General features: G+C 43.2%; 24 protein-coding genes. 6 read left to right on the top strand and 18 right to left on the bottom strand.

Features of this window, described 5'->3' with window-relative positions; genetic code table 11:
- Nucleotides 1-52: 52 nt before the first annotated feature.
- Together AC3ISE_RS02235 and AC3ISE_RS02230 are read right to left on the bottom strand one after the other, a co-directional pair.
- Nucleotides 53-1,300, bottom strand: a complete 1,248-nt coding sequence (locus tag AC3ISE_RS02235; protein ID WP_489222881.1) for a helix-turn-helix domain-containing protein — start codon at nucleotides 1,298-1,300, stop codon at nucleotides 53-55.
- A 192-nt stretch (nucleotides 1,301-1,492) separates the two neighbouring features.
- On the bottom strand, nucleotides 1,493-3,205 hold the full coding sequence (locus AC3ISE_RS02230; protein WP_489222880.1) for a M4 family metallopeptidase: 1,713 nt from the start codon (nucleotides 3,203-3,205) through the stop codon (nucleotides 1,493-1,495).
- A 234-nt stretch (nucleotides 3,206-3,439) separates the two neighbouring features.
- Between AC3ISE_RS02230 and AC3ISE_RS02225 the strand changes: the two genes are divergently transcribed.
- From AC3ISE_RS02225 to AC3ISE_RS02215, 3 genes are all read left to right on the top strand, one after another.
- A complete protein-coding gene (locus tag AC3ISE_RS02225) occupies nucleotides 3,440-4,012 on the top strand; it encodes a hypothetical protein (protein ID WP_489222879.1) in 573 nt (190 codons plus the stop codon).
- Nucleotides 3,981-4,526: a signal peptidase I SipW gene (gene sipW / locus AC3ISE_RS02220; RefSeq protein WP_489224239.1), complete on the top strand. Its 546-nt coding sequence runs from the start codon at nucleotides 3,981-3,983 to the stop codon at nucleotides 4,524-4,526. The genes AC3ISE_RS02225 and sipW overlap by 32 nt, the downstream gene beginning before the upstream one ends.
- Before the next feature lie 70 nt (nucleotides 4,527-4,596).
- On the top strand, nucleotides 4,597-5,211 hold the full coding sequence (locus AC3ISE_RS02215) for a TasA family protein (RefSeq protein WP_489222878.1): 615 nt from the start codon (nucleotides 4,597-4,599) through the stop codon (nucleotides 5,209-5,211).
- Between the two features lie 178 nt (nucleotides 5,212-5,389).
- On the opposite strand, the gene AC3ISE_RS02210 is transcribed toward AC3ISE_RS02215, so the two are convergent.
- The 15 genes from AC3ISE_RS02210 to AC3ISE_RS02140 all read right to left on the bottom strand — a co-directional run bounded on the left by AC3ISE_RS02210 (nucleotide 5,390) and on the right by AC3ISE_RS02140 (nucleotide 19,343).
- Nucleotides 5,390-6,658: a glutamate-5-semialdehyde dehydrogenase gene (locus tag AC3ISE_RS02210; protein ID WP_489222877.1), complete on the bottom strand. Its 1,269-nt coding sequence runs from the start codon at nucleotides 6,656-6,658 to the stop codon at nucleotides 5,390-5,392.
- A gap of 18 nt (nucleotides 6,659-6,676) precedes the next feature.
- Nucleotides 6,677-7,792, bottom strand: coding sequence for a glutamate 5-kinase (proB, locus tag AC3ISE_RS02205; RefSeq protein ID WP_489222876.1), 1,116 nt, complete (start codon nucleotides 7,790-7,792; stop codon nucleotides 6,677-6,679).
- Between the two features lie 48 nt (nucleotides 7,793-7,840).
- Nucleotides 7,841-8,683, bottom strand: coding sequence for a pyrroline-5-carboxylate reductase (gene proC, locus AC3ISE_RS02200; RefSeq protein WP_489222875.1), 843 nt, complete (start codon nucleotides 8,681-8,683; stop codon nucleotides 7,841-7,843).
- A 426-nt stretch (nucleotides 8,684-9,109) separates the two neighbouring features.
- Nucleotides 9,110-9,940 carry an NAD(P)H-hydrate dehydratase gene (locus tag AC3ISE_RS02195; RefSeq protein ID WP_489222874.1) on the bottom strand — a complete coding sequence of 277 codons (831 nt, stop codon included), beginning with the start codon at nucleotides 9,938-9,940 and terminating at the stop codon, nucleotides 9,110-9,112.
- A gap of 16 nt (nucleotides 9,941-9,956) precedes the next feature.
- Nucleotides 9,957-10,739, bottom strand: a complete 783-nt coding sequence (locus AC3ISE_RS02190) for a cytochrome c oxidase assembly protein (protein ID WP_489222873.1) — start codon at nucleotides 10,737-10,739, stop codon at nucleotides 9,957-9,959.
- Between the two features lies 1 nt (nucleotide 10,740).
- Nucleotides 10,741-11,205, bottom strand: a complete 465-nt coding sequence (locus tag AC3ISE_RS02185) for a DUF2243 domain-containing protein (protein WP_489222872.1) — start codon at nucleotides 11,203-11,205, stop codon at nucleotides 10,741-10,743.
- 426 nt (nucleotides 11,206-11,631) lie between these two features.
- Entirely contained in the window at nucleotides 11,632-12,159 is a 528-nt protein-coding gene (lepB, locus tag AC3ISE_RS02180) for a signal peptidase I (protein ID WP_489222871.1), read from the bottom strand.
- Between the two features lie 99 nt (nucleotides 12,160-12,258).
- On the bottom strand, nucleotides 12,259-12,402 hold the full coding sequence (locus AC3ISE_RS02175) for a glycine zipper domain-containing protein (protein WP_489222870.1): 144 nt from the start codon (nucleotides 12,400-12,402) through the stop codon (nucleotides 12,259-12,261).
- A 199-nt stretch (nucleotides 12,403-12,601) separates the two neighbouring features.
- Nucleotides 12,602-13,027, bottom strand: a complete 426-nt coding sequence (locus AC3ISE_RS02170) for a DUF1801 domain-containing protein (protein ID WP_489222869.1) — start codon at nucleotides 13,025-13,027, stop codon at nucleotides 12,602-12,604.
- 13 nt (nucleotides 13,028-13,040) lie between these two features.
- Nucleotides 13,041-13,463, bottom strand: a complete 423-nt coding sequence (locus tag AC3ISE_RS02165) for a GNAT family N-acetyltransferase (RefSeq protein WP_489222868.1) — start codon at nucleotides 13,461-13,463, stop codon at nucleotides 13,041-13,043.
- Nucleotides 13,464-13,600: 137 nt separating this feature from the next.
- Nucleotides 13,601-14,680: a cyanophycinase gene (locus tag AC3ISE_RS02160; protein WP_489222867.1), complete on the bottom strand. Its 1,080-nt coding sequence runs from the start codon at nucleotides 14,678-14,680 to the stop codon at nucleotides 13,601-13,603.
- A 220-nt stretch (nucleotides 14,681-14,900) separates the two neighbouring features.
- Nucleotides 14,901-15,563, bottom strand: coding sequence for an O-methyltransferase (locus AC3ISE_RS02155; protein ID WP_489222866.1), 663 nt, complete (start codon nucleotides 15,561-15,563; stop codon nucleotides 14,901-14,903).
- Nucleotides 15,564-15,595: 32 nt separating this feature from the next.
- Nucleotides 15,596-16,684, bottom strand: a complete 1,089-nt coding sequence (locus tag AC3ISE_RS02150; protein ID WP_489222865.1) for an ABC transporter permease — start codon at nucleotides 16,682-16,684, stop codon at nucleotides 15,596-15,598.
- A complete protein-coding gene (locus AC3ISE_RS02145) occupies nucleotides 16,681-17,610 on the bottom strand; it encodes an ABC transporter ATP-binding protein (protein ID WP_489222864.1) in 930 nt (309 codons plus the stop codon). The genes AC3ISE_RS02150 and AC3ISE_RS02145 overlap by 4 nt, the downstream gene beginning before the upstream one ends.
- 161 nt (nucleotides 17,611-17,771) lie before the next feature.
- Nucleotides 17,772-19,343 (bottom strand): vanadium-dependent haloperoxidase, encoded by a 1,572-nt coding sequence (locus AC3ISE_RS02140; protein WP_489222863.1) that lies wholly within the window; start codon nucleotides 19,341-19,343, stop codon nucleotides 17,772-17,774.
- A 287-nt stretch (nucleotides 19,344-19,630) separates the two neighbouring features.
- Here AC3ISE_RS02140 and AC3ISE_RS02135 point away from each other — a divergent pair, with 287 nt between their 5' ends.
- Both AC3ISE_RS02135 and AC3ISE_RS02130 read left to right on the top strand, forming a co-directional pair.
- A complete protein-coding gene (locus tag AC3ISE_RS02135; RefSeq protein ID WP_489222862.1) occupies nucleotides 19,631-20,299 on the top strand; it encodes a YesL family protein in 669 nt (222 codons plus the stop codon).
- A gap of 151 nt (nucleotides 20,300-20,450) precedes the next feature.
- Nucleotides 20,451-21,386, top strand: a complete 936-nt coding sequence (locus tag AC3ISE_RS02130) for an endonuclease/exonuclease/phosphatase family protein (protein WP_489222861.1) — start codon at nucleotides 20,451-20,453, stop codon at nucleotides 21,384-21,386.
- Between the two features lie 318 nt (nucleotides 21,387-21,704).
- On the opposite strand, the gene AC3ISE_RS02125 is transcribed toward AC3ISE_RS02130, so the two are convergent.
- Nucleotides 21,705-22,415 carry a GntR family transcriptional regulator gene (locus AC3ISE_RS02125; RefSeq protein ID WP_489222860.1) on the bottom strand — a complete coding sequence of 237 codons (711 nt, stop codon included), beginning with the start codon at nucleotides 22,413-22,415 and terminating at the stop codon, nucleotides 21,705-21,707.
- A 174-nt stretch (nucleotides 22,416-22,589) separates the two neighbouring features.
- Between AC3ISE_RS02125 and AC3ISE_RS02120 the strand changes: the two genes are divergently transcribed.
- Nucleotides 22,590-24,479, top strand: a complete 1,890-nt coding sequence (locus AC3ISE_RS02120) for a beta-glucoside-specific PTS transporter subunit IIABC (protein WP_489222859.1) — start codon at nucleotides 22,590-22,592, stop codon at nucleotides 24,477-24,479.
- Nucleotides 24,480-24,481: the final 2 nt, after the last annotated feature.

Genomic DNA, 24,481 nt, shown 5'->3' with positions numbered 1-24,481 from the left:
AGGGCGCAATATTTTAGAAATGAAAAAAAGGAGCTGCGCGGGCACCTCACTTTTACTGCTGCTGAATAAAGCCATCCGCAATCCGGACTGCTTTTTCATACTGTTCTGTTTCTGTGTAATGGGTATAAAGCTGTTTTCCGAATTTATCAATCATTGTTTTTTGATTGTTCGTTTTAAAAAAAGGCAGACCGCTCTCTTCAATATATAAATAATACTCTTCAAACGCATTCTTTATCTTGTAGCTAAGGAGCGTAAAGAGAATTTTATACAGGATGCTGTTCATTTTCTTCGCTGAGTCAAGCCCGTCTTCAGCCATTTTAAGCAAAGATTTTTGAGGAATGAGCTTGCCTTCCATGCAGTTGTCTGCATAATTGTAGAGCCGGTTCAGATAGATAACCTTGTTTTTATCCGCCATTTTAAGAGCACTTTTATAAAATGGATGCGCAGAAGCATATTCTTTTCTTTTAAAGCATTCAAGTCCGGCATTATGGAGCAGCATCGCTTTGATTTCATCAGCTGAAATCGCATCGCAATCCTCAATTAATTGATAATAGCGAGCTATTTTAAGATCTAATTCAGTTTTGGTCGCACTTTCTTTTTGCAAAAGCATAACAGCTTCAGATTGAATTGCACGGAAAAAATTATTTGTTTCTTTAAAAAAATGAAGGGCTTTTTCAGCATGCACGTACGCCATCGTTTTAGATTCAACCCAGTGATACGCGACTGCCAAATGATAGTGGTATTCTCGGTTTGGATATTCCTCGGGGGAGATGGCCTTCATCGCTTCGATTGCTTTATTCCGGTTTTCACTGCTGAAATTGTTGTACTTTTCCAGATAGCACAGCCCAATCACGTGCTGAAGAAGATTTCTCTCGTAGGGTGAAGACTGGGGATTTTCCTTGTGAATATGCTGAACGATGGTACATGCTTTTTCCCCTTCTTTGTTCAAAATGTAATATCTTGCAAGCAGCAATTGATAGAAGATGCCATGATTTGAGGAGCTGATAAAGGGCAGCCGTTCGAGTTCTGTTTTGATTTTGTCCGCTTCTTTCTTTCTCAGCATAATGATGGACGAATGCCATTGGTGGAGCTTTTTCTCTATATTTTGGAGGTTTTCGATTTCTTTTTTAATATCAATATGTAAGCGGGCAGAAAATAAGTCAATGATTTCCTCTGAATACTGAGTATGCCCCCTCTCAATTTTACTTACATGTGTAGCAGTGCAGATATCTTTACCCAATTGTTCTTGTGTGAGTCCTGCTCTTTTTCGGTAAAATTTAATAATTTCTCCTTCTAGCATGAACATCTCTCCCTATCCCCATCTGTAAAAAATATCTATATAAATGTAACCATTTTACGACGTTTTTCCTGCTTGAGGGATGAGGATTTAGACACATCTTTGAAAACTTCTGAACGTGACCATCACACTATGAAATTGCCAGAATTTATTCAAAGAAAAACCATAGACAGAAGTCCATGGTTTTTTCAGAGATTATTCAGCCGGAACTCCAACAGAATCATACGCTGCAATGACAGCTTTTGTTTCAGCAGATGGCTGGCCACTGCGGTCTGGATAAAGATCTCTTGCTGACTGAATCGCAGCCTGGCGCATTTCTTTAAAGCCTGATGATGGAGTGAGATATTTCGTTAAAGCACGGTAGTAGATTTTTTCTGTTTTTTGGCGAGTGATGCCTGTTACAGTAATTCCGTAGTGCTCGCCGCCTTCAGAGATGAGGTAGGCTGCTTTGTTGTTGATGCTGCTGTTAATATGGACTCCGCCTTTGTCTAAAGTGCCTAAGTAGCGGTCATTGTAATGATCAGGATAATGACCTGAAGGCAGATAGGCTGTGCTCAGCTTTGTTTTCGTAGGATCGCTTAGTGAGCGCAGGCCACCGTCACCAGGTTTATTTGGTGTGAAGATATCCTCACCCATCTCCCATTCAGGTGCGCTTGCGGAACCACTTGCATGCATTTCTGCCAATGCCCCGAAAATATCTGCAATTGATTCATTGATGGCGCCGGATTCATCCTGATACGTCATGTTGGCTGTATTAGATATCACACCATGTGTCATTTCATGCCCTGCCACATCAAGTCCTCCTGCAAGCGAGCTGAACTGAACGCCGTCACCGTCTCCGTAAAGCATTTGCTTTCCGTTCCAAGCAGCATTGTTCCATTTCTCCCCAATATGAACAGTGCTGACAAGCTTCATGCCATTGCCATCTAAGCTGTTGCGCTTATGCATGGTTTGATAGTAATTATTTACTTTAATCGAATTGACATGTGCAGATACAGCCGCTGGATCTGCAAAGAAGCTGGTCTTCGTTGTGACCTCTTGGCCTGTATATCCTAAAAGAGCAGAGAGGAGTATAAACGGAGTTTCCCCCATTCTCTTCGCGTTGAAAGTGTGAACGTCAACCACATTCCCTCCAGAAGCAGCAGCCCCATGCAAGTAGCTTGTCCCACTTGCCAGATCCTTCACAGCAATGAACGACTGCATCGTACCAGTTACATCCAAGCCTCTTGAATTCACCGGAGAAACAGACGGCAAATCCGCTTCATGAACAGCATTAAAGCTCTCCACTACCTCTCCAGTTAAAGCATCAACGAAGTAATGGAAATAACCAGGATCAGGGATGGAAGTAGAAGCTTTGACCAAGTACGTTAAATAGTATTTTCCTTCATGCTTGTAGATCGTTAATTCGGAATCAATGCCGTCATAACCCTTAACTTCTCCTATTTCCGATACGATGCCATCTTTAGCAATCTCCACTGCTTCCTCTTTTGATAAGACAGGCTCAGTCGGTATGATTGCACGGGATAATTTTTGCGTAACATCTCCAAACGAAGCATATACGTTGTTTTCTGCATCAAGGGCAACACTTTGGCCAGATCCATAGATAGGAATGCCGTTGTATTGCTCAACCGTACGCACGTGATATGTATTTGTCGCCGGATCTGCCTCTTCGCTGATAATCTTGAATTGCTCGCCGGATGTTGTTGCTGAACGAGCCCCGGAATCCGCTACTTTAGACTGAAGAAATGCTTTGACCACCGCTTGTTTACTTAACCCTTCCGCTTCAAACAGAACCGTTGTTTCAGCGGCGTGTGCATTTGCTGTCGGCAGTGCGATCCCGCCCAGCACAACGGATAAAGCTAATACTGCTGGTATCACGGCTTTTTTCCCTTTGTTTTTCCTTTTCAAATCTTTCACCCCTTATTCGAATTGTGCTGCTGTAACAATTTGAATTATTGGGAATATTCTCACTTAAGTCAATTGGGTTATTTTCATACCTTGTTTTTGCGCTATTTCCCAAGAAATGATGAAAAACGACAAAATCCTATGTTCTTTTCCTGTAAAAATAACCCCATAACAATTTTCGGATCATTCAGTAATAATTAAGGCAGATGCACAACGCTTGTCCTGGAGGTTTCGGAAATGAAAAGAATACTGCCTAAACTACTTTCGCTGCCGTGCCTGTGCTGTATCGGATTTTATGCAGGCACACAGCTAATCGGCGAAACAGAAGCTGTTTTCAGCAGCCAGACTTCACCCGCCCCGCTAACCTTCTCAGCAGCCGTTCTTTTTCCAGAGGGCGTTCAGTTAATGGAAAATCAAGCCCGGCAAACAGGAGAGAAGATGATTCAATCATACAATCGGATCCCTGAACAGTCAGAAGGCGGCACTCTGGAAGAATTACACGGAACGCTTACCGAGCTTGAAGCCATTGAAGAGGAGCTAGCTGCCGGACAGGAAGAACTGGACAGCCTCTATATAGAATTGCTCTCCTATCAGCAGCAGTCCGCTTCAGAAAACGGCAAACCATTGGACTACGTGGCAAAAGGGGTAAAAGCCGTCGGCAAAATGATAAAAGAAGCAGAAAAGTTCATTGATTATCAGCGGATAGAAGATTTTCAAACTTCTCTTGTTAAACAGATAAAAGAGATGGAAAATCAGGCATTCGTCCAAAAGGAGGCAGCTGAAAGTGATAATGAAACTAGTGAAAAATAGTCTGAGCGGGTTATTCATCCTGATCATCTGCTCTTTAGCGTTCATCGTTCTTTCTTCCCGCTTGACCGGCGGAGAGCCCGCAGTTATGGGTCATCAATTGAAAGCTGTCTTATCAGGATCGATGGAGCCTGTGTTCCAAACAGGGTCTGTCATCTCCATCAAACTTGGAAAAGATCCGTCCACTTATAAAAAAGGCGATATTATTACCTTTCAAATGGACGAGAAGCTGATTACCCACAGAGTCATCAAAGTTATCGATCAAAATGGGCAAGCTGCGTATCAAACAAAGGGTGATAATAATAACGGCCCTGATATGTGGACTGTGCAGCCTGGACAAATCATTGGGGAATACAGCGGATTTACAATTCCTTTTGCGGGATATGCCATGAATTATGCAAACACAAAAGCGGGATCAGCTCTTCTATTAATCGTTCCAGGCGCCCTGCTGATACTCTCTGCATTACGCACGATTTTCACCGCAGTAAAGGAAATGGAACTGACAAAAGCCGGTTAGATCTCCTATGTATCACAATACATATGAGTTTAATAAATTTTGCTTACATAACAATAAAGGGGATGAAGAAATGAGTTTTGTTAAGAAAATAAGCAGCGGGGTTATGACGGCAGCACTTGGACTATCTTTAGTCAGCGGAGGAACCTTTGCGTACTTCAGTGACACAGTAGAAACGAAAAATACTTTTGCAGCAGGAACATTGGATCTTGGGGTGAACCCGAACCTTGTCGTCAACGTAAACAACATTAAACCAGGAGATGAAGTGTACCGTGAATTCACACTTGAAAACAATGGGACATTAGACATCCATAAAGTCCTATTAAATACTCAGTATTCTGTAGAGGACTGGAAAGGCGACAACACAGATGATCTCGCCAAACACATTAAAGTTACGATTATGTACAACACGAGCAGCGCAACAAATGCAGTCGTGGAAACAACTCTTGCCGATCTTAAAAATCAGACACCAGACTTAACTCAAATTGATACGTTCGTCGGCAGCACAACAAAACCTGACGGCATACCTGCTGGCGGCAAAGAAAAAATCTTCGTTCTGTTTGAGTTTGTGGACAACGGACAGGATCAAAATCAATTCCAGGGCGACAAGCTTCAAGTTAACTGGAACTTCAATGCACAGCAGGGCGCAGGAACTTATTATGATGATACGGATGAGAGCAATAACTAAATAAATGTAATTTAGAGGTAAATTCAAAGTGGAAATGAAAAAGGATACCATATTGAGTAACTATTGGTATCCTTTTTCATATTTTAACATATGTTGCTCAAAAACCCGGCAGAGACCGGTTAGCGGCAAGTAAAAACGCCCAATTATAAATCGGGCGTTTTTTAGTGTTATTCTATATTCACCTAACTTGTCCATTCCCCGTCATCATATATTTTATCGTTGTCAGCGCCGGCAAGCCCATCGGCCCGCGTGCATGGAGTTTTTGAGTGGAGATGCCGATTTCTGCGCCGAATCCAAGCGCGCTGCCATCTGTAAATCTAGTTGAAGCATTATGGTAAAGCGCTGCGGCATCGACTAAGTGCATGAAGCGCTTAGCAGTTTCCGCATTTTCTGTGATGATTGCTTCTGAATGCTTCGTGCCGTACTGATCGATATGATCAATAGCTTCATCAAGATTGATTACTGTTTTTATCGCAAGATCCAGGCTTAAATATTCATTCGCCCAGTCATCTTCATTTGCTGCAATTACATTCGGAAGAGCATCGGCTGCTTCTTTGTCGCCATGAACAGTTATGCCATGCTTCTTCATCGCTTCTGCAAGGACTTCTTTATTTTCATGCAGCCAGTCAAGATGAACGATCAGGGTTTCCGCTGCATTGCATACGGCCGGACGGTCTGTTTTGGCATTGATTAGAATGTTCAGCGCCTTATCCGTGTCAGCTTCTTTATCAAAATAAATATGGCAGTTTCCTACTCCAGTCTCTAAAACAGGTACTGTTGCATTTTCAACAACCGCCTTGATTAATGAAGCGCCGCCTCTTGGAATCAGAACGTCAATATGCTCCTTCATTGTGAAAAGCTGCTGTGTTGCCGCGCGATCCGTTGAAGCGATAAACTGAACGGCTTCTTTCGGAATTTTCGTTTTCTCAAGTGCACGGTGCATCACTTCCACAATCTTTTGGTTAGATGATAGAGCAGACGAGCCGCCTTTCAGGACAATCGCATTACCTGATTTAAGCGCAAGTCCTGCCGCATCTGCCGTTACATTTGGGCGTGCCTCGTAAATCATGCCGATGACGCCGAGAGAAACGCGGACTTCTTCTACCTTCAAGCCGTTTTCAAGCGTCCAGTTTGATAAAACATCCCAAGTTGGATCAGGAAGATCAGCTACCTGACGCAGCCCCTCTGCAATATCGCCGATACGATCTTGATTAAGAGCCAAACGATCCATGTAGGCCTCATCAAACCCTTTTTCTCTTCCCTTATCCAAGTCTTCTTTATTGGCATTCAAAATCACTTGGTATTCTTTTTCTAATTCATTTGCCACAGTTCGAAGAGCTTCATTTTTTTCCTCTGTCGTTAACAAGCTTAATGCTTTCTGTGCTTTTTTCGCTGTGATTGCCTGTTCTTCCACCGTCATTGGTTTAAGAGCTGCAATACTCATCAAAACGCCTCCAGTTCATTTTTAGCTTGGCACCTTTATTGAAAAATCGAGAGAGCAAACAAATGTCTCCTGATCAATCACTGCCGTTCTTTCATTTTTACTATCTCTTTTTAAATTTTCCGTTGAAAAGTTGATTCTTCCAAGACCGAATTCTTCTCCGTCTTCATCAAGGATTGTCACGACCGCGCCATCATTAAAGCGTCCGTTCACTTCCTGTATATCGATCGGATAAATGTTTCGCTGTTTATCGATAATGGCTGTTTTCGCTTTATTCGAAATCATAATCTTTCCTTCAGGACCGGAATGGAAGGCGATCCATTGTTTTTTCTTATCAAGATTGAACGCATTCGGCTTCGGCTCAAAATACGTGCCTTTTGCTGTTCCATTTACAGCATCCATCAAGATATCTCTTGTGCTTGATTTCCCTAAGAAAGATTGAATGCCTGATGCCATCGCAATCTTAAAGGCTGCGATTTTAGATTTCATGCCGCCTGTTCCGACTGCGCTTCCCGATCCGCCGGCTGCCGCTTCAATATCCGGTGTGATGGCATCCACTTTTTCGAGGAGTTTGGCATCCGGATTGCTGTTTGGATTATCATTATAAAGACCATCGATATCGGATAAAATAATCAGCAGATCTGCACCAATTAAAGCGGCAACCTTAGCAGAAAGCGTATCATTATCTCCAAACTTCAAACGGTCGACTGTTACCGTATCATTTTCATTAACGATTGGAATAATGCCGCGTTCAAGCAGCACATTCATCGTATTTTTCATATTGCCGTAGCGTGTTTCATCGGAAAAATCGCTTCTTGTAATCAAAAGCTGTGAAGCGACGTATCCGTGAGATAAAAAGAGTTCTGAATAAGATTCCATTAACAGACCCTGTCCGATGGAAGCGGCTGCCTGCTTTTCAGGCAGCGCTGACGGCCGCTGAATGCATCCAAGCTTGCGGTAGCCCGCTGCAACGGCTCCTGAAGAAACTACAACCGTTTCATAGCCGGCATCCTTGAGTTCGACAATCTGATCTGCCAGCTTCTCAAGCTTTCTGCGGCTTACCTCGCCATGCATACTTGTCAGCGAGCTGCTTCCGATCTTAATAACAACTCTTTTTATCTGTTTCTCTTCCTTCAACATCCTATCCCTCCTGAGAATATGTGTCTAACCTTATCTAGTACATTCGGGTTAAGACGTCACCAATGCTCCTGCTATTTCTTCATTCAGCTCTTTCGAACGTTTTGCCGCATGATGAATCGCCTGTGAAATGGCTTTTCCGCCATTATTTTTCCGCAATGCCTCAAGTCCTGATGCTGTCGTTCCATTTGGTGAAGTGACTTTTTTTCTTAAACTTGCCGGTGCTTCGTCGTTCGCCATAATCATTTTGGCTGCGCCAAGAATGGTTTGAGCAACAATCTCGCGGACCATCTCTTCGTCCATTCCTTTTTCAACGCCCGCCTGCTCCATATGCTCCATTAAATAATAGAAGTAAGCCGGACCGCTTCCTGCAATCCCAGTGAAAATATCCATCTGCTCTTCTTCTATTAAGAAAACCTTTCCCATACAGCTGAGCAGTTCTTTGACCGCAAGCACGTTATCCATAGCGGTATGTCTTCCAGTGCTTAGCGCTGTAGCGGATTCCTGGATCATGCTGGACGTATTCGGCATCACGCGCACAACCTGCTGATTCAGGTTTAAATGATCTTCCATAAACTCTGTAGAAATACCAGCTAAAACAGAAATCACAACCTGATCCGCTCTTACTTTATCCTTCAGTGCCCGAAGTGCATCTGCTGCACCCTGCGGCTTCATCGCCAGGATAAACAAATCGATTTCTTCATATGGCAGTGCATCCTGCTGTACCGCGTTCACCCCATAAACATGATGCATTTCTTCAAGACGCAATTGATTGCTTCTATTAGTTACATAAATATTTTCTGCAGGGATGCTTCCGACTTGTACAATCCCTGAAATCATTGATTCTGCCATCGAACCTGCACCTAAAAACGCAACTGTTTTTTCTTTTAACATAATGAGCCCCCTCAAGAATCTCTGTTCGTGTCCGTTCGTTTTTTTCAACGGTTACTATCGTAACATGCTGAGAGAGAGATTCAAGGGAATACAGGACATTCATAAGGAATAGGCCGAGATAGTGAAAGGAAGCGTTATCATTGATGGGTTACCTATCAGCGAATCGTTTTAAACGGGAATAATCGGCTGTAATCGGGATATTTGCGGATATTTGGATTTCGGTTTTAAGAGATTACGGCCGTGCTGGGCTAGGAGACGCTTGGAAAAAAGAAAGTATTTTAGCCATTTCGGCAAGTAAGGGGCTGATTAGGGCAAGTAAATCTGGTGAAAAAGAAAGGATTCGGCCGGAAATGGAAAGGATTCAAAAAAGAGTGTCCCCATTCTTATGACGGGACACTCTTTATCAACTTTTCTATTATTGCGGGATTACTCAAACCTCTTCCAAACCTCAGGAAGCAGCTCCGTTAACTCATGGGCAAGCATCGTATGTGCCGACCTCTCTTCAGACCATTTATCTGCGCATGCTCCGTGAAGGTAAACAGCATTTAAGACGGCATGCTTCCAGTCCTTATGGCAGCACAGCATTCCAAGCATCATTCCTGTTAAAGTGTCGCCTGTGCCGCCTTTTGCAAGCGCGCTGTTCCCTGTCGGATTTGCCCAGACTTCCCCATTCGGAAAAGCGCAAATCGTTTCGTTACCTTTTAGAACAATTGTCACACCAAGCTTCTTCGCCCAAACAGAGGCAAGGTGCGGGCGGTTTTGCTGCAGCTCTTTTACATCAACACCTGTGATTTTTGAAAACTCTCCTGGATGCGGAGTCAGAATAACAGGTGATTTTCTTTTCTTATACGTTCTATCAGACAGCGCCCCAGCATCCAGCACGACAGGGCAATCCAGTTTCAGCAGCTGCCTAATGGCCTTTTCCGTTTCTTCAACAGGCTCTATACCAGGTCCTGCTGCAATGGCTTTGTACTTAGACAAATCAACTTTATCATCAGCCAGCTTCTTCAATCCATTTTTTAAATAAGTCGCTTCCGGCAAAATCGGGACAACATTCGGAATGACTTCTTCAACTGTGCCAATCTCAAGCTTCCCGATCCCGCTGCGCATCGCACCAAGACCTGAAAGCAGCGCAGCCCCAGGCATGTCCTCACTTCCCGCTAAGAGAAGACCCGTTCCATAGGTGCCCTTGTGACCTGAAGTTTCTCTTTTAGGAAGAGTCGATTTGACGTTTTCTTCCGTCCAAAAGGAAGTCATGCAGATTACCTCATTTCTAATTTAAGGATAGCTCCCCGATACGAGGACGCGCTGCCCTGTACCATTGAAGGCAGAGGATAAAAATAAGCACAATATCAATCATATCTCCGCCGTAGTACATCAGCATTCCTCCAGCTTCAGCCTGATCTGCCGGCACTCCATTAGGCGGATGTGCATAGATGTATTTAGACAAGATTCCGTGGCCTCCGAGAGCAAGCACCAGGACAACCGCCCGATAAACAAAGCTCGTCCTATGAGGCGCCGGATCAATGTAGATCATAGATACTGTAAATAAATAACCTGCAAAAAAAACATGAAAATGGATGACGGCATGGAGCAGGATATTCTGATGCATGGCTGCGTATAGATCCGTTGTATAAAGGACCCAAAGACCTCCCACATTCAATAAAGCAGCCGTAACCGGGTTACTTAGTATGCGGACTGGACCGCTTTTTAACAAACCCGTAAGCCGTCTTGCCTGATTCACTTTTAAGGCTCGTAAAAAGAGTGTCATCGGTGCGGCAAGAGCCATAAGCAGCGGCGCCAGCATGCCGAGAAGCAAGTGGCCGAGCATGTGCGCGGTGAAATCCATGTGGGCACGATTAGCTAGAGGCCCGCTCACAGCAGCAACTGCGCAAAAAATCCCAATAAACCAGAAAACAGTTCGGTAAACAGGCCACTTTCTGCGGCTGCGATTAGAGATCAAGACAGCCGCGGCATACAAAACCAAAGCCACGATATATGGCAGGGCCATAAGCAATTGAGGGCCGATTCCGATTGCATGATGGGAATGATGCATTCTAGTCAGCCTTCCGCTTTTTTGTCTGGATGATGAGAATGATGCCGGCAATCAGCATCAAGGCCGCAATGATATTCCAGATCCAATCATATATGTACACATTGTCCACATAGCGAATCTGGTGAAGCCCCATCAGCTTATGCTGAACAGTGCCATCATACATTTGAAATGCTCCTGCTCCGAATAAGACGCCGCCCAACCATCTCTTTAGCCAGAAGCCATTCCGGCGTCTGAGGTCCGCAAACAAAAATAACCCTCCGATTGTCGCCAGCCAGCTGAACGCATGAAACAGACCATCCGAAACCAAGCCAATATCCGTTGTCGATTTATCATAAAAATGATGCCAGTGAAGAAGCTGATGAAAGATGGTTTCATCAATAAAAGCGACAAGACCAAGACCAAATAAAAGACCGGACCATACATTCCGCGATAAATATTTATAGCGATTTGAACCTTCAGTATCCATAAGAGCCTCCTTCTAAATAAGATCATATCTCAAAAATTCCCTTTCCTTTCCTCCTGTAAACGCTATAAATGATAATCCTTCTTTTGACACGCAGTATGGTTCTTGATATAGAAAAAATCTAAGCCTTTCATTTCATTGACAGCATATTAAAAACCTGACTTTTTTAAGTCAGGTTTTCCTTTTATCAGCTCACCCTCGCCTGCCTGCTTACTTTGCAGACGAGCCTCATCAGGGCTTTATGGGCTGAAGGCATAAGTAAAAAGAAGAAATCCATGGTTTTTCTTAGAGGCATCGGACAGATGATCGGCTGATTTTTATGAACTAAAATCATTAATTTTTAACAACAAAAGGTAAATAAAGAACCTTGGATTGTCATTTTTACAAAAAGAAAACCTCCACTGCTTAATGCAATAGAGGTGATCGGATCTATTCAGGAATACCCGCTTCATCTAACGGAAAAAAACGCAGTTTCACTTCGCCAATCATTTCCTTTTCAGAAATTGGGCCTATCTCGCGGCTGTCCCGGCTTTGGCGTCGGTTATCTCCCATCACATAGTAGGCGCCTTTGGGAACGATAACCTGAAAGTCTTCCGTCAGCTGTTCACTATACGGGAGGTTCTTTTTAGATGCAACCAAATAAGGCTCATCGTATTTCTTTCCGTTAATGTACAAAGTATCCTGTCTCATTTCAACTGTGTCACCAGGAAGTCCGATGACACGCTTGATATAATCCTTTCCTGGCTCTGGCGAGTGAAAAACGACCATATCAAAACGCTGAATGCCGCTTGTCTTAGAGATAATCAGCCGGTTTTGATCCTGAAACGTCGGCTGCATCGACTTTCCTTCCACCACAACAGGCGCAAACAGAAATTCTCTGCAGATCAATGCAATCACTACTGCAAATACGATTGATTTGATCCAGCTCCATACTTCTTTTCTTGTATTATCTTTCATTACTGTCCCTCCAACTGGCTTCTCTTAAAAAGAGGCAATCTGCATCAAAAAAATTAAGCTTAAACTGGTTCAAGCCTTCATATAATTTCACGCTGCGATTTATTTTTTTGAAGACCCGAATGCGATTCCAAAAACAATCCCGATGGCAATTCCCATTCCAATATTATCAAGCGCAATTCCAATACCTGCACCAAGTGCAATGCCAAGGGCCAAACCCGTTTGATTCTTTTTTTCAGCACTCATTTTCATCCGCTCCTTATATGACTATCTACGAAAGTTCAAAGCGGAAAGTTTCAAAATTCAGGGAATATATCTATATCATGCCATAGATATGGAGTGATGTCCTTTATGAAACATATTGCATCAGCCATCTATTTTTCATTCGGCTTTTTAGCGGAAAGTAAAAGAAAGCGGACCTTTTAATAAGGCCCGCTACTGCTGATTACTGATCCGGATACGTTTCCTTTAAAAAAGTGATGGACTGCCGAATCAGCTTTCTCAGTACATCCACATTAATATCAGCTATCTTATTTATGTAGACACAAGCCTTACCTGTCGTATGCTTGCCAAATTCCTTTAAAAGCTCATCGCGTTTCGTTTCACCTGGTGCAAAGTAAAGGCTGATTTTTGCTTTGCGCGGTGAAAAGCCGACAAGCGGTGCATCCCCTTCATGACCTGTCGCATATTTGTAATGATACGAACCGAAGCCGATAATGCTTGGTCCCCACATTTTAGCCTCATACCCTGTCGTTTCTGTGAAAATGTCCAGCAGCTCGTAAGCATCCTCACGCTTCTTAGCAGAATCAACCGCCTCAATAAACTCAAGTACGCTATTGTCGGTTTCTTTCGTTTTCAGCTCATACGCCACAGACTTCGCTCCTTTACAGGTCCTTTTTCAAATAGTGGTGCTTAAAGTCTCTTCCAACTCCATCAAGCGTGCCGTACACTTCGTACCCGTGCTTTTTGTAAAAATCCACGGCCTGAAAGCTGAGGGTGTCGACTTTTACAAAGTCGCATTTTTTAAGTTTAGCCAGGTTTTCGGCTTCTGCAAGAAGCTTTGATCCGTGGCCTGAATGACGCAGGTCCTCATCAATCATCAGAGTATGAACCTCAAGCCAGTTCCAGCAGATTTCCCCTAAAATCCCTCCGCGGACCATATCATTTTCATCTTTGAGATACAAGTTAACTTCCTCATACCTGCCGTTTAAATCCTCCGGAAAGTGCAGGGAATTATACTCATAGAGTTTTTGATTGACGATGTTTTTGCTGTACGGACTATCTTCTTTTAAAATGTAGTAAGTCATATGCTGTCTCCCTGTCTATTTAATATGTTTCTTAATAATTCTTTTTAAAGATACCAAGTTCCTGTTTCTTTTTGTATTTTTTCTCCGAAAAAAACAAAAAAGCCAAAGAAACTTTGACTCTTTGTTTTGCTGATCGATTAAGGTGTATTTCCGTATACCTTGCCGGTTGAAGAACTGATTGTGCCGTTATTGACGTTCAACGTATAAGACAGGCCGCCTGCCCCCGTCCATGTTGAGAGATTGAACGTGTTTCCATCCGTCAGCTTGTAAATGGAAATATTATTATATGTAAGCGAGCTTCCGCTTACACATCGCGTTGGCGCCTGATTGGATTTTGCCATGTAGACAGCCGCATTCACTGCTCCAGGCTGAGTAACCACTTTGGCTGTTCCGTCTTTTTCAACTAGGAGCGCCGATTTTTCATTCAGACCGATGCCTTTTGCAGATGTACCGGTTTCTTCCCCGTCCTGTATGTTGCGAGCCATGAAAGTGAGCAATCTTCCCATACGGTCTCTTTGCTCAAAATGCGTGTCTGTTTGGATGTTGTTATTGTGCGGAGTCTGAATCAGATAGTCTGTAAAGGAAATGAGAGAGCTGTAAGGGTTAGTAAGTGCAGTAACAGAGTCAAGCGTTCTTGAGCCTGCAGAGATTGCATCATAAATATGATCTCCCTGTATCATGGCACCAGCACTCGTGCCGCCAAACGGAACAGTTTGAATTCGGTTGTTCAAGGCGGTTAAAGCTTGAGAGCCTTCAAGGAACTCCACATAATCCGCCTGATTTCCACCTGCGAAAAATATAGCTTCTGCTTTGTTAATTCTGTTGATGAGCGAGGAATCCGAGCCTGCCTGTGTTAAATTGTCTACCACGACAGTATTAACCGAGTTAAGAGGCTTTCCAATGGACTTAGCCAGATCATATACATACTGATTGTAGCCGTCAGTACCTGTCGCTCGGAGAATAAGGAAATCTCCCCCGTTTGCCTTTTGAATCATCCATTCAAATGCTTTGTCGACATCTGTGCTTCCTCCCATGTAAACCTGACCAAATGAAGTAGTTGTTACTTTATCCGCCGTGCTTCCAGTGGTGTAGAGAGTATACGGTGAGGCAGCAGCGTCCGCTGAACCCTGCGGTGCTGAAACCGTAAATCCTCCTATTAATGCAGCACAAATCAATAGCTTCTTCCCGGCCACTCGCAAATCCTTTACTCGTTTCATTTCATTCCTCCTAATATCTTTTTTGAAAATTCAAACAAATAATATGCAAGATATGTGCCAAGAAGAAAACAAGCAGGATTATCAAGAAGTTCGCTACTAGAGACATTCTTTTTGGATGATTTTGGTTGTTGGAAAAAGCTAAATAAGAACCTAAACAACCAATTATTTTTATTCTTTTGACAAAAAAAGAAGCTGCCATTGTTCAGCAGCTTTACCCTTTTTATTTGACAATCCCAAGCACAAATCCGTCGTACCCTTTGCTTCCGACCGTCTGAATAGCCGTCGCCTCAATTCCAGGCTCCTCTGAAAGCAATTCCATCAGTGTTCGGACACCGTTCACACTCTCGTCCCCGCTGTTTTCATCGATAACCTTTCCGCCGCGGACCACATTGTCTCCCAAAATAACGGTTCCTGGTTTAGAAAGCTTCATTGCCAATTCAAAATAGCCTGGATAATTTACTTTATCGGCATCAATAAAGATAAAATCAAACGGCTCCTGATCCTGAAGTGTCGGCAGCGTATCAAGCGCTGCTCCAACAATAATTTCAATTTTTTGATCAAGACCGGCTTTTTTCATATTTTCCATGGCAACATTCGCATGCTTCTTTTCATATTCAAGCGTGATAAGCTTTCCTTCTTCAGGCAGCGCACGCGCGAGCCAAATACTGCTGTAGCCGCCGAGCGTTCCTATTTCAAGAATCCTATTCGCACCCTTCATCTTCGCTAGCAAATAAAGCTGCTTGCCCTGGTTAGGCGCCACATCAATCTCAGGCAGCCCAGCATCTTCGTTTGCCTTAAGGATGTAGGACATATCCGGATCAGCAGAATGAAGTTTAGAAATAATATAATCGTCTGCTTTTTTCCAAGTTTCTGGTGTCGTCATATAATCGGCTCCTTTATCTTTTGTTCTGGTTCTTATTCCCACTTAAACGTAAAGCTCGCTACGATAAATGCTCCCACAACCCAGCATCCCAAAATCAACGTTTCAGTTCCAAGTGCCAAAAAGGATGCTCCCACGTTCATAACTTCCCTTAATGCATGGCTCAAATGGGAAATTGGAAGGACATAGACAATCGGCTGCAGAAAATCGGGCATATTTTTAATCGGGAAAAAGACACCTCCTAAGAAAAGCATTGGGAACGAAAGGAATCCTGCGATCGGTGCTGCGCTTTCCGGTGTTTTTGCAATTCCGGCAATGATGAATCCGATCGCCATAAAGGCAAGCGTACCCAAAATAACAAAAGCGATCAGTGTCAGCCAAGATCCGCGCACAGCCACTCCGAAAATGAGCTGCGCTATTACAAGTACAAGCAGTGCCTGCAAACCATTCAGCATAAGGCGCGCCGTGATCTGAGCTGCAATGAAGGTCGATGCCTTAAGTGTCGTTCCTTGCATTCTTCTTAAAATCCCCCGTTCTCTCCACGCTGCGATCTGCCCGGCCACCCCGTTCATGTTGTTGCTCATAATCATCATCGCCACAATTCCCGGTACAAGAAAGTCGATATACTGCAGATTCAGCGTCTCAATTCCTTTCGCCTCGGTGACGACGACAGGCTTGTAATCTGCTTTTTCTTTGCTGATCTGATCAACCGCTCCATTTACAAGCTGCAGTCCAAGCTGCGAGACAGCGGTATTTGTTTCGTCATAATAGACTGGGAGTTTGAAAGGAGACTCTTGATCAAGCTCTTCACCATAACCTTTTGGAATCACAATCAAGATTTGCAGATTTCCCTTTTTCACCTCGCTGAAGGCTTTATCCTCCTTCGACTCCATTTCGAGCTCCATCGCTTTATTTTTCTTTAATGAGGTTACAAATGCCTTCGATTCACTGGATTGATCGTGATCGACAACTCCAACCGTCACCGACATGCTATTCCCGCCCCCCAGAAACGATCCGAGCATAACCATAAGAAAAATCGGAAACAAAAGCGTCCAGAATAAGACCTGGCGGTTGCGGAGAAAAATACGCAGCTGGGTTAACGTTAACTGCCAATATGCCCTCATGCTTCCCTCAGCCTCCTTCCCGTCATATGAATAAAGACGTCCTCAAGCGTTGCCGTCCGAATCTGTAAGTCTGCCAATTTCAAACCTTTGTCTGCAGCCGCTTGAATGAGGCTCGTTAAGGTCGCCTGAAGATTATCCGTATAGAGAATGGTTGCATCCTTCTGCCTCCCAACCTGCTTGACGCCCTCAATTTGAGTGAGATCCATCTCTGCTGCTTCTTCCTCAAAACGAAATTCCACCGCATTTTCAGAGTGAAGGCTGCGGACAAGCTCGGCCGGTGTATCGAGTGCAATCAGATTCCCCTGATCCATAATGGCGATCCGGTCGCAAAGCACATGGGCTTCATCCATGTAATGCGTTGTCAAAACAACCGTAACTCCCTTTTCCTTCAGATTAAAAATAATATCCCACAGTGTTCTTCTAGCCTGCGGATCAAGTCCCGTCGTCGGCTCATCCAGGAAAATAATCAACGGGTCATGGACAAGAGCGAGCGCAATCGCAAGCCTCTGCTTCTGACCGCCTGACAGGCTTTTAATCCGGCTCTTCGTTTTATCCGCAAGCAGCATATCCTCAATCAGCGGATGAATCGGAATCTGTTTTTTATAAAAACTCGCATACAAATGAAGAATCTCTTCCACCGTTAAAAGCTCAAATAGCGTCGTCGACTGCAGCTGGACACCAATCACTTCCTTCACCTTCTTCAAATCCCTCACCACATCAAACCCGCCAATATCAGCCGAACCGCCATCCGGCTTCCTCAGTCCGACCATCATCTCCAAAGTCGTCGTCTTCCCTGCACCATTTGGGCCAAGCACTCCAAACACTTCGCCTTTATACACGTCAAACGCAATACCATTGACCGCAGTAAAATCGCCGTACTTTTTCACCAGGCCATTCACGGTTATAATCCGTTCCTGATCACTCATTTTTTCACACTCCAAAATGAGACAGTTTTGCTGCTGCCTCAGATTTGTTTATATAGGTATGTATTCTTTGCGGGAGGGCTTTATCCCTTTCTTTCACTATACAATGCATCGTACTCTGTTATGTGCTGAATTTAAAAAAGAGCCAAAACAAAATTCGGCTCTTAAATAGTTATTTTCGTCCCATCAAATCTTGTAAAGGTAAAGCCTTTAAACGTTTCATTATAGGTTTTCCTATAGCTTTGTAGAATGCCAATGGCCACTGATTCACCTAATTTCAGACCTTCGACTCCGTCAGATCGAAAGTGTACGCCCGCTGTATCGCGTCCATGTGCGATATTAGAGGCAAGTTTATTTAATTCTCCTCCTATTGTTAATGTTGGACCGGCATAAGGGATGAGGGCTGTACCATCAGAATTAGCCGCCACTGGATTTGGAATGGCGAAGGATTCATTAAAGAAAGCTTTGAGGATTGTAACGCAAGCTCCGGCAATACTTGCATGTCCGGCAGGGTATGAAGGATGGGTCGGACAGCCTTCCGGGTAGGCTATTGGCAGCAAGTACGTACCAAAGTTGCTTTTTATATGTTTTATAGCATTAGAATCCAGCAATTCTTGATCAATAGGATAGCACGACGCACCAGTTAGATGATTATGAACAAAGCCTCCAAACTCCTCTGGCCGAAGTTTGCGATGGACTAACCATTTATGAAACCATGCAGCTTCTAACGCATTTCTAGCCGCTTTTGTGATGAAATCCAGCATATGCACGGACCCAAAGGTTATAAAGCCCCCCTGAGTTTTTGAATGGAAATAAGGATTGTCTTGATCAAGAGCTCCTTGTCCATAAGTGATCAATAGTAAGCAAGCGTTAAGAAAAGCCTGGAAAGAATAGTCTTGATGCACCCATTCTCCAAGGTCTCTGCCATTCCGGATATACCTTGGGACAGAATCAAGTTGATTAGGTGAAGATGGGAGATGGCCATTCTGAATAGCTGCCCATTCGTTATACGATGTCAGGTAGTCGTCACCTGGCACTGGAGTATAGTATTGCTGTGTTACAGTTTTAACCCCTTGCCGAATATCCTTCCAAAGGAATTGAGAAATCAATGGCCCTGTCTGCTCTCCAAGTGTATTCCCCCTGAACAAGGTTCCACTCGTAACCGCTCCATTCTCTTTTGGCCCCCTAAAATCAGACAGCTTTGAAAGCTCAGCAGCCGCTTCCAATATCAGTGGATTCTGATCATAATCTGAAAAAGGGACATCTCTGGTGAGTGCTCTCCAGTAAAGCTCAACCATTTCACCTCCTTGCCACGCACTGCTGAATCGGGGAGGAACAGCTAAGCTTAACTGATGACTATCAGGACCCACCAGATCAAATGAATAAGCAGCCTGAGGATTAGCAAGCTTTACAACATTCCCCATAAGGATCGAATCAAAATCTTCGGGTTTTCCTGATGTCAGTGCCTTTTTCAAGGTTTTATATGCTTTTTTGTCAACTTCCCCAAGCAGATTATGGGGCAATGATTTAGAAAAATTTCCAATTTTATTAGGATAAAGCTCCTCATCTCCGTTACATCGATGAGCACGGTAATGTCTATCAAAATACTTTGCTTGCTTCATACGCAACTTCAGTACTTCATCACGCCGTTTCTTTTGTGAAAATCCGATTTCACATGTATTCTTTTTGGAATGCGACTTACTGTCCCTTTCACTTAACCTTTTCGGTTCTTCCATTACATCATACCTCTCAAAGTAGGTTCCTTATAATTTTCAAGACAGCTTAAAACTCACAAGAATCCTGTTATAACTTCAAGTTATGTAAAGGTATTTAAAATGTATAGTCTTTTGGATTAGGGGATTTATATCATTTTGAAAGAATGGTTAACTTTTAACTGAAAAGCCAGGAATTATTGACATGATTGGTTCTAAGCTCGTAATTGGAAACTGACCCTTAGCACAAACGAAAAAATAAATTATGATATGATAAGAGAAAAACGTTATCAAGCAACAGGGGGATATCAATGAAACTCGGAGGATTGCCGCAGCAGCTCTACACCATAACCGAATGGATCACCAGAATCTTTACAGCAAACATTATCTGGGTTTTCTTCAACCTGCCTATCGTCTACTTAACTTTCAATCTATTTGCAATTAAAGAACCAGCCGGCTTAATAGTCAACGGTCTGACCATTGCGTTCTTCGCTCCGTTCATACTGTTCCCTGCCACAACTGCACTCTTCGGCATCGTGCGCAAATGGGTGACCACGGACAGCCAAGTTCCGCTGATCCGTTCCTATTGGCGTTTCTACAAAGAAAACTACGTCCGCAGCATGACCGGGGGCCTGCTTATTGTTCCACTTTGGATTATCCTAGTCATCGACTACTTTTACTTTGCCAACGCCAACTCGCCGCTCTACTATCTTTTCCTTGCAGCAGGTATGTTCATGTTTGTCTTTACTCTGCACTTCTTTTCGAACACGGTGCACTTTCATCTGAAGTTGTTCCAATCGCTTAAGAACTCCATGCTGCTCTCGCTTGGAAAGCCTATACATACAGTTGGTATTGCGGCGGGAGTTGGAATTCTGTTTTACATAAGCACAAGCCTGTTCCCTCTTCTGGTCCTGCTTGGATTGGGGAGTTTGGGGGCAATGGTAGCGTTTTTTGTTTTTAGTAAAGCTGTTGAAAGTTAAGAATGAAAGCCTGCTTTCTTTTGAAAGCAGGCTTTTTGATATATAGTATTTAAGATTAAGTCATATTAAGTTTATTTACTCTAATACATAATTTATACAATCAGGCGTTATGCTTTGTAAATAAGGAATAATAACCTGGGAGGTAAAACGGTTGAGAAAAGGACTCCAACGCATTTTATTCGCAGCAATAGTTCTGTTCATGACAAACAGTTTGGTTACTGCGGCGCAAAGTGTTTCAGCAGAGAAACAGTCGCGAGAGATTGATTTGAGGATCATGACTTATAACTTAAGATATTTAAACAACATCGACCAATCTCCTCATACATGGGCGGAAAGAGTCCCCGCTATCACGAAGCTGATTGAAATGGAAAATCCGGATATCATCGGGACCCAGGAGGCTCTCTATCAGCAAATTCAAGATCTTACGCCCGAACTCCCGGAATACAATTATGTAGGTTTAGGCCGCGAAGGCGGAAGCAAGGGCGAATACTCTGCGATTTTCTATAGAAAAGACCGTTTTACTCCGCTTGAATATGATCACTACTGGTTATCCGATACGCCAAATGTGATTGGCTCAAAGACTTGGGGGAACCAGATTTCCCGCATGGTCACGTGGGCAAAGTTCCTCGATAAAAGGAGCAATCAGAAATTCTACGCAGTAAATGCCCATTTTGATCACCAGTCACCAAATGCCAGGAAAAAAAGCGCAGCTTTGATATTAGAAAAAATAAAAGAATTCGATCCGACTTTACCTGTCATCCTAACAGGAGATTTCAATGCTGGTCCCACTAGTCTTCCTCATCAGATTCTGACACAAGACGGGGCGTTTATTGATCTTTGGGATGCAGCCCAAACTCGCGTGAACGAAAATCTTGGAACATTTAATGCATTTAAGGATACTGCCGGTCAGGGACCGAAAAGACGCATCGACTGGATTCTTGGAAAAGGAAACATCTTGGCAAAAACCATTGAAATTATTGATTATCAAAAGAATGGACAGTTTCCAAGTGATCATTATCCTGTTGTGGCTGATTTGATGATGAGATATCACTTAAATTGGCCAACCGCTTATTTAGCAGGGCCGTAAGTTTGAATCATGGATTTTTTCACATATTTTAGGGAGTTAAGAAATAAGAAACGGCGCATCGTATATGCCCCGTTTCTTATTTCTACTTATATATATAAAGGCTCTATTCGTAAATATTGTTGCTATTGAACAAAATGTTAAAAACCTTAAGTGTATTGCAGCGGAAGGAACTTGACTCCTGCGGGAAATAGAGCAAAATGGGAGACCCCACAGGCAAAGCCGAGGAGGCTCCCATGCTCCCCGCGGAAAGCAAGTTCCTGGAGCGGAAAGGAACGAACAACATTTATAATAAAAAACAACAATCTATGCGAAAACAGCCTATATAAAATGACTATTCGCCTGAATAAAGAACTGGGAATTTTCGTAGTTGTACGTGATTTTGGAAAAGTCGAATGGCTGGCCGTTAGTTAAGTGAAAAATACTCTCACAGTAAAATTTTGGTGATCCGTTCGGCAATCCTAAATACTTCGCCTCATCCTCATTAAGGATTCCTGCATTAAGATAGACATCTGAGAAGCCGACCTTTAATCCCAATCCTTCCATGATATAGCTGAATATGGATTCAGAGACGATCTCTCTGTTCAAATACGTAACGATCGATTTGTTAAAATACGATTCTTCCAAGCATAACGTTTGTCCGTTCACATACCGGACCCTTTTTGTATAATAAACATCGTCATCAAGTTCAATATTTAAATTATAAGCCACTTCTTCTGTTGGTTTCCTCACGTCTAATTCAATTACTTTTGAAGTGAGGGTAAAATTCTCAAGATCTTTTTTGAATCCTTGATTCGAAAGCAGACTAATATATCCTTTTCTCTTATGTCTTCTAACAAAAATTCCGCTGCCTCTGACTTGATAAATGACCCCTTTTTTCTCTAAAAGATCCAAAGATTTCGTGATCGTACTCTTGCTCACTTCAAATTGAGTCATTAATGCCTCTAGTACAGGCAGTTTATCTCCCTGCTGAAGCTCATGCTCTTCAATATACTTTTCTATTTCTGCTGCGATTTGCTGGTACTTTAACATATACATTCCTCATTTATTGATCATTTCCAATACCAAAATTATAGCATACCCTTCTAAAGCGCACATTTAATATTATTATACCCAATAAAATAAATTGTTTATGTATTGATAAATTGTACCGGTACAATTATACTGTAAGCGTATACTACAATTTTCATTCAAGGGGGAGTTAAATTGTCGGGTAAAGTGAGAAACTATCCAAAGCTCGCGAAAGACATCTTAGAAGCGGTCGGCGGAGAAGAAAATGTGGTTGGGGTTACGCGATGCGCAACAAGGCTCCGGTTAGTCCTTAAGCGGTCAAATCCGAAAGCGAAAGAAATTGTAGGATCCATGCCCGGCGTCATTACGGTAGTAGAAAACAGCGGACAATTCCAAGTCGTAATCGGACAGCATGTAGGAGAAGTCTATGAAGAGTTTTCTAGTCTAGTAAACGTTGAAGCAATGGATGAAAAAAGCGAAAACAAAGGAACGATCTTAAACCGGATCATTGCAACGATGTCAGCCGTTTTTGCTCCTTTTGTTTACATATTGGCAGCAGCCGGTATTTTGCAGGGTTCGCTAATCATCATCAATTTATTTTTTACTGGCTTTGCAGAAACTGGTACTTATCAGGTATTAAGTTTTATATCATGGGCACCATTTACGTTTTTGCCTATTTTCATCGCCATAACCGCATCCAAGCATTTTAAAACAAACACCTTTATAGCCGTAGCATGCAGTGCGGCATTGGTTAGTCCAACTTGGGCAGATATGGCGGCAAAAATTGCAGAAGGAGACAGCATTACGTTCCTGGGGCTTGCCTTATCAGAAACGGTGTATACATCTTCCGTCCTGCCTCCGCTATTCTTAGTGTGGATCTTGTCTTACCTGGAAAGATTTTTAAATAAAAACATCCATGAAGTGATTCGGCCTTTATTTGTTCCATTTTTTTGCATGATCCTCATGGTCCCATTAACCATTCTATTAATTGGCCCTGTTACAACAATGGGAGCAAATGGGATTGCGAACGGATATAACTTCCTGGCGGAAAACGCACCTGCTTTAGCCGGAGCCATTATCGGCGGCTTATGGCAGATCGTCGTTATTTTCGGTGTCCATTGGGGAGTCACACCAATGGTGCTGGCGAATTTTGAACAGTATGGCCGCGATTCCTTCCAGGCTTACCAGACCATTGCCGTGATTGCGCAGGTCGGAGCTGTCCTTGGAGTCATTTTGAAAGCTAGAAATCAGGAAACACGAAAAGTCGGGATTTCAGCAGGGATCACCGGAATCTTCGGGATCACCGAGCCGGCCATTTACGGGGTGACTTTAAGATTTAAAAAACCGTTCATTTTCGGATGCATTTCCGGGGCAGCCGGAGCTGTTGCAGCGAGCTTCTTCAGTCCTTACTACTTTGTATACGCCGGGCTGCCGGGACCGCTGACGATTGTTAATGGAATCAATGCCGAATTCCCTACGTCCATTTGGGGGATTCTTATCGGTTCGGCAATTGCCATCATCCTTCCGGTCATTCTCATTCAGCTCTTCGGATATGGAGAGGATACAGCTAAAGAAGCAAATAGTGAAAAAGCAGATCAAAGCAAAGTTGATATACACTCACCTCAAAACAATGAAGAAACAGTGGATGCTCCATTAAGCGGAAAGGTCATCCCCCTTTCAGCGGTGCCAGATGAAGTCTTCAGCTCCGGTGCGATGGGAAAAGGATTAGCCATTCATCCAGCAGACAACAAATTATACAGTCCTTTTGACGGCAAAGTAGTCATGGTGGCCCCTACAAAGCATGCCATTGGCCTTCGTTCAGAATCCGGGATTGAAATGCTCGTGCATATCGGGCTGGATACGGTTACTTTAGACGGAAAACCTTTTGCAATGAAAGTAAAAGACGGAGACCGATTGAAAAAAGGCGATTTGCTCGTCGAATTTGATAAAGAAAGCATTCTGAATAAAGGGTTAAAGACTGTTACACCAGTCATCATAACGAATTCAGCCGCTTATGAAAAAATTATCATTGAAGATCTTGAAGAAACTTCTTTACATCAAAAATTATTAACAGTCGTGAAATAGGA

It is taken from the genome of Metabacillus sp. KH_069 (assembly GCF_057838075.1).
Note: the sequence above shows the minus strand (reverse complement) of the source record. Positions and strands in the feature narration are given on the sequence as shown.

Bases quoted from the DNA above. Each gene is read 5' to 3' on its own strand.
- AC3ISE_RS02235 (WP_489222881.1), bottom strand. From the start codon at position 1,300: ATGCTAGAAGGAGAAATTATTAAATTTTACCGAAAAAGAGCAGGACTC.
- AC3ISE_RS02225 (WP_489222879.1), top strand. From the start codon at position 3,440: ATGAAAAGAATACTGCCTAAACTACTTTCGCTGCCGTGCCTGTGCTGT.
- AC3ISE_RS02215 (WP_489222878.1), top strand. From the start codon at position 4,597: ATGAGTTTTGTTAAGAAAATAAGCAGCGGGGTTATGACGGCAGCACTT.
- proB (WP_489222876.1), bottom strand. From the start codon at position 7,792: ATGTTGAAGGAAGAGAAACAGATAAAAAGAGTTGTTATTAAGATCGGA.
- proC (WP_489222875.1), bottom strand. From the start codon at position 8,683: ATGTTAAAAGAAAAAACAGTTGCGTTTTTAGGTGCAGGTTCGATGGCA.
- AC3ISE_RS02195 (WP_489222874.1), bottom strand. From the start codon at position 9,940: ATGACTTCCTTTTGGACGGAAGAAAACGTCAAATCGACTCTTCCTAAA.
- AC3ISE_RS02190 (WP_489222873.1), bottom strand. From the start codon at position 10,739: ATGCATCATTCCCATCATGCAATCGGAATCGGCCCTCAATTGCTTATG.
- AC3ISE_RS02185 (WP_489222872.1), bottom strand. From the start codon at position 11,205: ATGGATACTGAAGGTTCAAATCGCTATAAATATTTATCGCGGAATGTA.
- lepB (WP_489222871.1), bottom strand. From the start codon at position 12,159: ATGAAAGATAATACAAGAAAAGAAGTATGGAGCTGGATCAAATCAATC.
- AC3ISE_RS02175 (WP_489222870.1), bottom strand. From the start codon at position 12,402: ATGAGTGCTGAAAAAAAGAATCAAACGGGTTTGGCCCTTGGCATTGCA.
- AC3ISE_RS02165 (WP_489222868.1), bottom strand. From the start codon at position 13,463: ATGACTTACTACATTTTAAAAGAAGATAGTCCGTACAGCAAAAACATC.
- AC3ISE_RS02160 (WP_489222867.1), bottom strand. From the start codon at position 14,680: ATGAAACGAGTAAAGGATTTGCGAGTGGCCGGGAAGAAGCTATTGATT.
- AC3ISE_RS02155 (WP_489222866.1), bottom strand. From the start codon at position 15,563: ATGACGACACCAGAAACTTGGAAAAAAGCAGACGATTATATTATTTCT.
- AC3ISE_RS02150 (WP_489222865.1), bottom strand. From the start codon at position 16,684: ATGAGGGCATATTGGCAGTTAACGTTAACCCAGCTGCGTATTTTTCTC.
- AC3ISE_RS02145 (WP_489222864.1), bottom strand. From the start codon at position 17,610: ATGAGTGATCAGGAACGGATTATAACCGTGAATGGCCTGGTGAAAAAG.
- AC3ISE_RS02140 (WP_489222863.1), bottom strand. From the start codon at position 19,343: ATGGAAGAACCGAAAAGGTTAAGTGAAAGGGACAGTAAGTCGCATTCC.
- AC3ISE_RS02135 (WP_489222862.1), top strand. From the start codon at position 19,631: ATGAAACTCGGAGGATTGCCGCAGCAGCTCTACACCATAACCGAATGG.
- AC3ISE_RS02125 (WP_489222860.1), bottom strand. From the start codon at position 22,415: ATGTTAAAGTACCAGCAAATCGCAGCAGAAATAGAAAAGTATATTGAA.